Genomic DNA, 6,538 nt, shown 5'->3' on the forward strand with positions numbered 1-6,538 from the left:
GCGAACGGTCGTCGTCGAACGGAATGACCTTGGCATCCGCCATCGTCGCTGCGCTCCTCTACCTGGCGCTCGGAGTCGGGTGGGTGTCGTCGCCGGGGCCGGGCCCGGCGATCCGGGGCACGCTCGCGGCCACGCGGTCCACGGCCCGGCCCACCGCCCGGGGCGGCAGCAGCCCCGGTCCCCGGCTGCGCGCGAAGGCCGCGAACGTCTCCCCCGTCGTGTACCTGGGCGAGAACCCCAGCGTCTCGCGCATCTGGACCGTGGAGACCACCCTGCCATGGGTGAGCAGCCGGATCTGCTCCGGCGAGAAGTCCGTCATACCGACCGCCCGCAGCGCCTGCCCGACCCAGGTCACGGCGGGCAGCAGCATCGGCACCGTCGGCCGTCCCAGCCGCCGCGCGCACTGGGAGAGCAGCAGCACCCCGTCCCCCGCGATGTTGAACGTGCCGCTGTTCAGCGTCCCGCGCCTGGGCTCGGCAGCCGCGATGGACAGGACGTCCATCACGTCGTCCTCGTGGACGAACTGGAGCCGGGGGTCGTATCCGAAGACGGTCGGCAGCACCGGCAGCGACAGATAGTCGGCGAGCGGCGAGTCCGCGCCGGGCCCCAGGATGTTCGCGAACCGCAGCACGCACACGGCCACGTCCGGCCGGCGGCGGGCGAAGCCCCGGACGTACCCCTCGACCTCGGCCGCGTCCTTCGCGAAGCCGCCGCCGGGCAGCGACTTGGGCGGGGTGGTCTCGTGGAAGACCGCCGGGTCGCGGGGCGCCGAGCCGTACACCCCGGTACTGGACTTCACCACGAGCCGCTGCACGGCCGGGGCCTTCTGGCAGGCGCCGAGCAGCTGCATGGTGCCGATGACGTTGGTCTCCTTGACCGCCGTACGCCCCTGGGCCCCGAGCGCGAAACCGCTGACGTCCAGGTGGACGACGGTGTCCACGCCGTGCTCGGCGAGCACTCTGGCGACGGCGGGCCCGCGGATGTCCGCCCGTACGAAGACGGCGTCGCCGAGCTCGTGCTCCGGCTCGGCCGCGTCGAGGGCGATCACCCGCTCCACGTCCGGATCACGCTGGACGCGCCGGACGAAACGGCCGCCCAGCCGCCGGGCCGCTCCCGTGACGAGCACGACCTTCCCCAAGATCAGCGCCTTCCGTCGGTCTCCCGCATTCGGTCGGTCAGGACGTCACCGTAACCGGTGGACACCCCCGCACACAGCACCGCAGCCCTCCCGCCGGGAACGGCGGGAGGGCTGCGGATCCACGAACTGCGTTCGCTTACTTCTTGTTGCGACGCTGAACGCGCGTGCGCTTGAGCAGCTTGCGGTGCTTCTTCTTGGCCATCCGCTTGCGCCGCTTCTTGATAACAGAGCCCACGACTACCCTCGCTCACTTCTTCTTCACTGGTGCGGGGCGTCTGGGCCCACACGACCTACGTCGGCCTAGCCTACCCGCCACCGCGTGAGGGACGTAATCCGAGGGGAATGTCAGGCCGACGCCACCCCCACGAAGGACTCGCGCAGATACTCGTGAACCGCTTGCTCCGGCACCCGGAAGGACCTGCCCACCCGGATCGCCGGCAGATGACCACTGTGCACCAGGCGGTACACGGTCATCTTCGACACCCGCATGACCGAGGCGACTTCCGCCACAGTCAGAAATTTGACCTCGCTCAGAGGACTCTCGCTGTCAGCAGCCATGACTCACCTGTACCTTCCGCACGAGACGCGCACCGGCTTCCCCTCCGGTGACTCTTCGTCGTTGTGCGCTCACTCCCCAGATTAGGGGCGGGTGATGCGAGTGGGGAAGAGGAGAGACGATCGGCCGCTACTGTGACAGACAGGCGCGATTGAGTACATAGCGCGTGAGCGGCAGGTAGTACGCGGACCGCACCGCGTCGTCCAGCGGGACCGCCACCGCCACCCGCCCCTCGGCCTCCCCGACGAACAGCGCGGGATCGTCCGTATCGGCCAGCCCGATCGCCTCGATGCCCAGCTGACCTGCCCCGCAGACCCATCCGTGGTCCCCGACCACCAGCTCCGGAACGGGTCCGCGCCCGGCCGCGGCGGCCTCCAGCGCGACCCGTACGGGCAGCGGCGAATGGGAGTGTGCGCCGGTGCCACCACCGGCCGCCCCCGCGCCGGGTTCACGCACCAGCGCGACACCCCGTACGTAGTCGAGGTGGTACGTGCGTACGCCAAACCGAGTCGTTATGTCGATACATCTCCCCTGCGCCGGGGTGAGGACGGGGCAGCCGGCCGACGACAAAGCGTCTGCCAGTGCCGCGTAGAAGCCGATCAGCCGGTGCGGATGCCCCGTCCCGAACAGCACCGGCACCCGCCGGGCCGCCGCATCCGCCAGCCGTACGGCGAACGCGTCGAGCCCCGCCACCGTCCGCTCCGGATCGATGACGTCGGCCCCGGACACATGCGCGGGATCGTCCGAGACCCCGCACCTGTCCGCCATCAGCGCCAGCAACTCGCGCTCGTCCCAGCCCCGTTCGGGGTCGAGACCGAGCGTCACCCGGGGGTCCCTGGCCGCGAACAGCCGATAACTCCGCAGGCTCACCTCACGCGAGGTGGCCACGGGCCCGGCCAGTCGGGCCGCCAGCAGATGCGCACGCAGCGCTCCGGTGCTCAACACCCCACCGATGCTGCCCCACCCGTCCCGCCCGGGGGCCAAAAGCCCGATTACGCCCCACAGTCGGCGTAAACCGTGCTCGCCCCCGTAACCCGCCCGTCAGGGGAGCAGCCCGCGCAGCGGGAACGCCGCCCGACGCGTCGCGAGCACCGCCTGGTCCAGCCGGTCCGCCGGGTCGTACCCGTCCTCCCACGCCGACCACGTCGGCGTCCGCCCGTCCGTCATCCGCGCGGGCCCCAACTGCCGCGTCCGCGCGTACACCTCGTCCCGCCACGACGACGGGATCACCGACTCCGGGTCCACCGGGGCGTGCGCGGCGATGCCCACCAGGTGCGTCCAGGACCTGGGCACCACGTCCACCACCGCGTAACCCCCGCCGCCGAGCGCCACCCAGCGCCCGTCGTCGGCGTACGTGTGCGCCAGGTCGTGGCACGCGGCCATCACCGAGCGCTGCGCGTCCAGCGACACCGCCAGATGCGCCAGGGGGTCTTCGAAGTGCGTGTCCGCCCCGTGCTGGGTCACCAGCACCTGCGGCCGGAAGTCGGCCAGCAGCTCGGGCACCACCGCGTGGAACGCCCGCAGCCACCCCGCGTCCCCGGTCCCGGCCGGCAGCGCCACGTTGACCGCCCCGCCCTCGCCGCTCCCCGCCCCGGTCTCCTCCGGCCAGCCGGTCTGCGGGAACAGGGTGCGCGGGTGCTCGTGCAGGGAGACCGTCAGGACGCGGGGGTCCTCCCAGAAGGCCGCCTGCACGCCGTCCCCGTGGTGCACGTCGACGTCGACGTACGCGACGCGCTCGGCGCCCAGCTCCAGGAGCCGGGCGATGGCGAGCGCCGGGTCGTTGTAGACGCAGAAGCCGGCCGCGCCGCCGGGCATCGCGTGGTGCAGCCCGCCGGTGAAGTTCACGGCGTGCCGGATCTCGCCGCGCCAGACCGCCTCGGCGGCGGCCACGGACTGCCCGGCGATCAGCGCGGACACCTCGTGCATCCCGGCGAACGCGGGGTCGTCCACGGTCCCGATGCCGTACTTCTGGTCGGCCGCGCGGGGGTCGGCGGAGGCGGCCTTCACCGCCGCCACGTAGTCCGGGCGGTGCACGAGCCGCAGCGTGGAGTCCCCGGCCGGCTTGGCCGCGACCACGTCGACCGCCCGGTCGAGGCCGAACGCCCGCACCAGGCCCATTGTCAGGGCGAGCCTGACCGGGTCCATCGGGTGGCTCTCGCCGAAGTCGTAGCCCGTTACTGCGTCATCCCACATCAGCTGTGCGCGGCCGCTCATGCCCGCCACCGTATCGGGCGGGTTCCGCGCCGAACGACTTGGCGTACAGGAGCGTCGCCAGCACCAGCACCATCGGGACGAGCATGGCGCCCCGGTAGCTCCAGGCGTCCCCGAGCGCCCCGACGAGCGGGGAGCCGACGAGGAAGCCCACGTAGTTGAAGATGTTCAGCCGGGCGATGGCGGTGTCGCTCGTCCCGGGGAACATCCGCCCGGCCGCCGCGAAGGTCTGCGGCACGATCACGCACAGCCCGAGCCCCAGCAGGGTGAACCCGAGCATCCCGGTCCACGCCCCGCCGGCCGCGGCCACCACGGCGAACCCGCCCGCTGCCAGCACGCTTCCGCTCCGCACCACGGCCACCGCCCCGAACCGCCGCACCCCGAGGTCCCCGACGGCCCGCCCCAGCAGCGTCGTCACCATGTAGACGTTGTACGGGACGGTGGACAGCTGCTCCGAACTGCCCAGCACGTCCTGGAGGTACTTGGCGCTCCAGTTGGAGACCGTCGAGTCCCCGATGTACGCGAACGCCATGACCAGGCACAGCGGCAGCAGCAGCCGGAAGGAGACCGCCCGGGCCGCCGGCTTCTCCGGCTCGGCACCCGGTGTCCCGTCGGTTCCCTCGACGTACCACCGGCTCCCGGCGAACGCCGCGGGCAGCATCACCACGACCGCCGGAAGGTACGAGACCAGCAACGACAGGTCCCAGTGCGCCCCGGCCCACGCCATCGAGGCCCCCGCGATCCCGCCCAGGCTGTACGCGGCGTGGAACCCGAGCATGATGGAGCGCCCGTACGCCCGCTGGAGGCTGACGCCCATCATGTTCATGGACGCGTCCAGCGCGCCGACGGCAAGACCGAACACCCCGAGCGCGAGGGCGGCCTGCCAGAGCTCGCTGCCGGCGCCGACGCCGAGGAGCGCGAGGAGGACGACGGGCTGCGTCCACCGCAGGACCACCCGCGGCCGCACCCGGGCGACCACCTTCTCGGTGAGCACACTGCCCACCCCGGCCAGGATCGGGACGGCGGCGAGGAACACGGGCAGCAGGCCGTCGGATATCCCGTACCGGTCCTGGATCGCGGGGATCCGCGTCACCAGCAGGGCGAAGGTGGCCCCCTGCACGAAGAAGCTCAACGCGAGGGACGCCCTGCCGTGCCGCAACCGTGCATCTGTCATGGCGGCGAGCGTAGAGCCAGTTTCTACCCGTGGGTAGACGCGTCAGGCAAGCAATTCCGGCAGCTGGCTCATGTCGGAGAAATACCCGGTCACACCGGTCAGCCGGTCCGCGGGCATCATCGAGGTGAAGCCGTAGACGTCCATGCCGGCGGCCCGGGCCGCCTCGACCCCGAGCGGGCTGTCCTCGATGACGACGCACCGCTCGGGCGCGACGCCCATGCGCTCGGCGGCGAGGAGGAAGAGGTCGGGCGCCGGCTTGCCCCGGCCGACGTCCTCCGCGCTGAAGATCCACTCCTCCTCGAACCACTGGTCGAGCCCGGTCTTCCGGTGGCTGACCCGGATGCGCTGGTGGCTGCTGGAGGAGGCGACGCAGTACGGGACGCCGTCGGCGACCAGCTTGCCCAGCAGGTCGTCGACGCCGGGGACGGGCTCCAACTCCTCCTCGAATGCGGCGAAGATCCGCGAGTGAAGGGTGACGTCGAAGTCCTCGGGCAGCTTGGTCCCGGTCCGCTCCTGGACGAGGTCGTGGACGCGATGCACGGCAGACCCCATGTAGTCCCGCAGGGACTCCTCGTACGAGGTGGGGTGGCCCAGCTCCGTGAGGTAGCCGGCCAGGATGGTGTTGGAGATCGGCTCGCTGTCCACGAGCACACCGTCGTTGTCGAAGATGACAAGTTCGTAGCGCATGGCACGACTTTAGAGGGTCGGAACGCGAAAAAGCCCCGTGCCACAAGGGCACGGGGCTCTTCCAAAAGGAGTTCGGCGGCGTCCTACTCTCCCACAGGGTCCCCCCTGCAGTACCATCGGCGCTGAAAGGCTTAGCTTCCGGGTTCGGAATGTAACCGGGCGTTTCCCTAACGCAATGACCACCGAAACACTATGAAATTAGAACTAACCGGGCAACAACACGGCTGTTCGTTATTTCAGAACTAACACAGTGGACGCGAGCAACTGAGGACAAGCCCTCGGCCTATTAGTACCAGTCAGCTCCACCCGTTACCGGGCTTCCACATCTGGCCTATCAACCCAGTCGTCTACTGGGAGCCTTAACCAATCAAGTTGGTGGGAATACTCATCTCGAAGCAGGCTTCCCGCTTAGATGCTTTCAGCGGTTATCCTTTCCGAACGTAGCCAACCAGCCATGCCCTTGGCAGAACAACTGGCACACCAGAGGTTCGTCCGTCCCGGTCCTCTCGTACTAGGGACAGCCCTTCTCAATATTCCTACGCGCACAGCGGATAGGGACCGAACTGTCTCACGACGTTCTAAACCCAGCTCGCGTACCGCTTTAATGGGCGAACAGCCCAACCCTTGGGACCGACTCCAGCCCCAGGATGCGACGAGCCGACATCGAGGTGCCAAACCATCCCGTCGATATGGACTCTTGGGGAAGATCAGCCTGTTATCCCCGGGGTACCTTTTATCCGTTGAGCGACAGCGCTTCCACAAGCCACTGCCG

7 protein-coding genes and 2 rRNA genes are annotated in these 6,538 nt (G+C 69.9%); all 9 read right to left on the reverse strand.

All coding sequences use genetic code 11. The features are described from left to right. Window positions 1-58 precede the first annotated feature (58 nt). Entirely contained in the window at window positions 59-1,138 is a 1,080-nt protein-coding gene (locus G3I41_RS22910) for an NAD-dependent epimerase/dehydratase family protein (RefSeq protein WP_164402282.1), read from the reverse strand. Window positions 1,139-1,274: 136 nt separating this feature from the next. Continuing rightward, on the reverse strand, window positions 1,275-1,373 hold the full coding sequence (locus tag G3I41_RS22915; RefSeq protein WP_003948845.1) for an AURKAIP1/COX24 domain-containing protein: 99 nt from the start codon (window positions 1,371-1,373) through the stop codon (window positions 1,275-1,277). 110 nt (window positions 1,374-1,483) lie between these two features. Continuing rightward, window positions 1,484-1,696, reverse strand: a complete 213-nt coding sequence (locus G3I41_RS22920; RefSeq protein WP_018104376.1) for a helix-turn-helix domain-containing protein — start codon at window positions 1,694-1,696, stop codon at window positions 1,484-1,486. 127 nt (window positions 1,697-1,823) lie between these two features. Continuing rightward, entirely contained in the window at window positions 1,824-2,639 is an 816-nt protein-coding gene (locus G3I41_RS22925) for a phosphatase (RefSeq protein ID WP_164402283.1), read from the reverse strand. A 96-nt stretch (window positions 2,640-2,735) separates the two neighbouring features. Then, window positions 2,736-3,908 (reverse strand): acetoin utilization protein AcuC, encoded by a 1,173-nt coding sequence (locus tag G3I41_RS22930; RefSeq protein ID WP_164402284.1) that lies wholly within the window; start codon window positions 3,906-3,908, stop codon window positions 2,736-2,738. Beyond that, window positions 3,877-5,079: an MFS transporter gene (locus G3I41_RS22935; protein ID WP_164402285.1), complete on the reverse strand. Its 1,203-nt coding sequence runs from the start codon at window positions 5,077-5,079 to the stop codon at window positions 3,877-3,879. The genes G3I41_RS22930 and G3I41_RS22935 overlap by 32 nt, the downstream gene beginning before the upstream one ends. A gap of 42 nt (window positions 5,080-5,121) precedes the next feature. Beyond that, window positions 5,122-5,766 (reverse strand): HAD family hydrolase, encoded by a 645-nt coding sequence (locus G3I41_RS22940; protein WP_018104380.1) that lies wholly within the window; start codon window positions 5,764-5,766, stop codon window positions 5,122-5,124. A gap of 70 nt (window positions 5,767-5,836) precedes the next feature. Next, a 5S ribosomal RNA gene (gene rrf, locus G3I41_RS22945) occupies window positions 5,837-5,953 on the reverse strand. A gap of 79 nt (window positions 5,954-6,032) precedes the next feature. Beyond that, window positions 6,033-6,538, reverse strand: a 23S ribosomal RNA gene (locus tag G3I41_RS22950); the annotation flags it as partial.

The organism is Streptomyces sp. SID9727, assembly GCF_010550605.1.
In the GTDB taxonomy this organism is placed as follows: Bacteria; Actinomycetota; Actinomycetes; order Streptomycetales; family Streptomycetaceae; genus Streptomyces.

Excerpts from the sequence above, each read along its gene's own strand:
- G3I41_RS22935 (WP_164402285.1), bottom strand. The coding sequence starts at position 5,079 with ATGACAGATGCACGGTTGCGGCACGGCAGGGCGTCCCTCGCGTTGAGC.
- G3I41_RS22920 (WP_018104376.1), bottom strand. The coding sequence starts at position 1,696 with ATGGCTGCTGACAGCGAGAGTCCTCTGAGCGAGGTCAAATTTCTGACT.
- G3I41_RS22940 (WP_018104380.1), bottom strand. The coding sequence starts at position 5,766 with ATGCGCTACGAACTTGTCATCTTCGACAACGACGGTGTGCTCGTGGAC.
- G3I41_RS22930 (WP_164402284.1), bottom strand. The coding sequence starts at position 3,908 with ATGAGCGGCCGCGCACAGCTGATGTGGGATGACGCAGTAACGGGCTAC.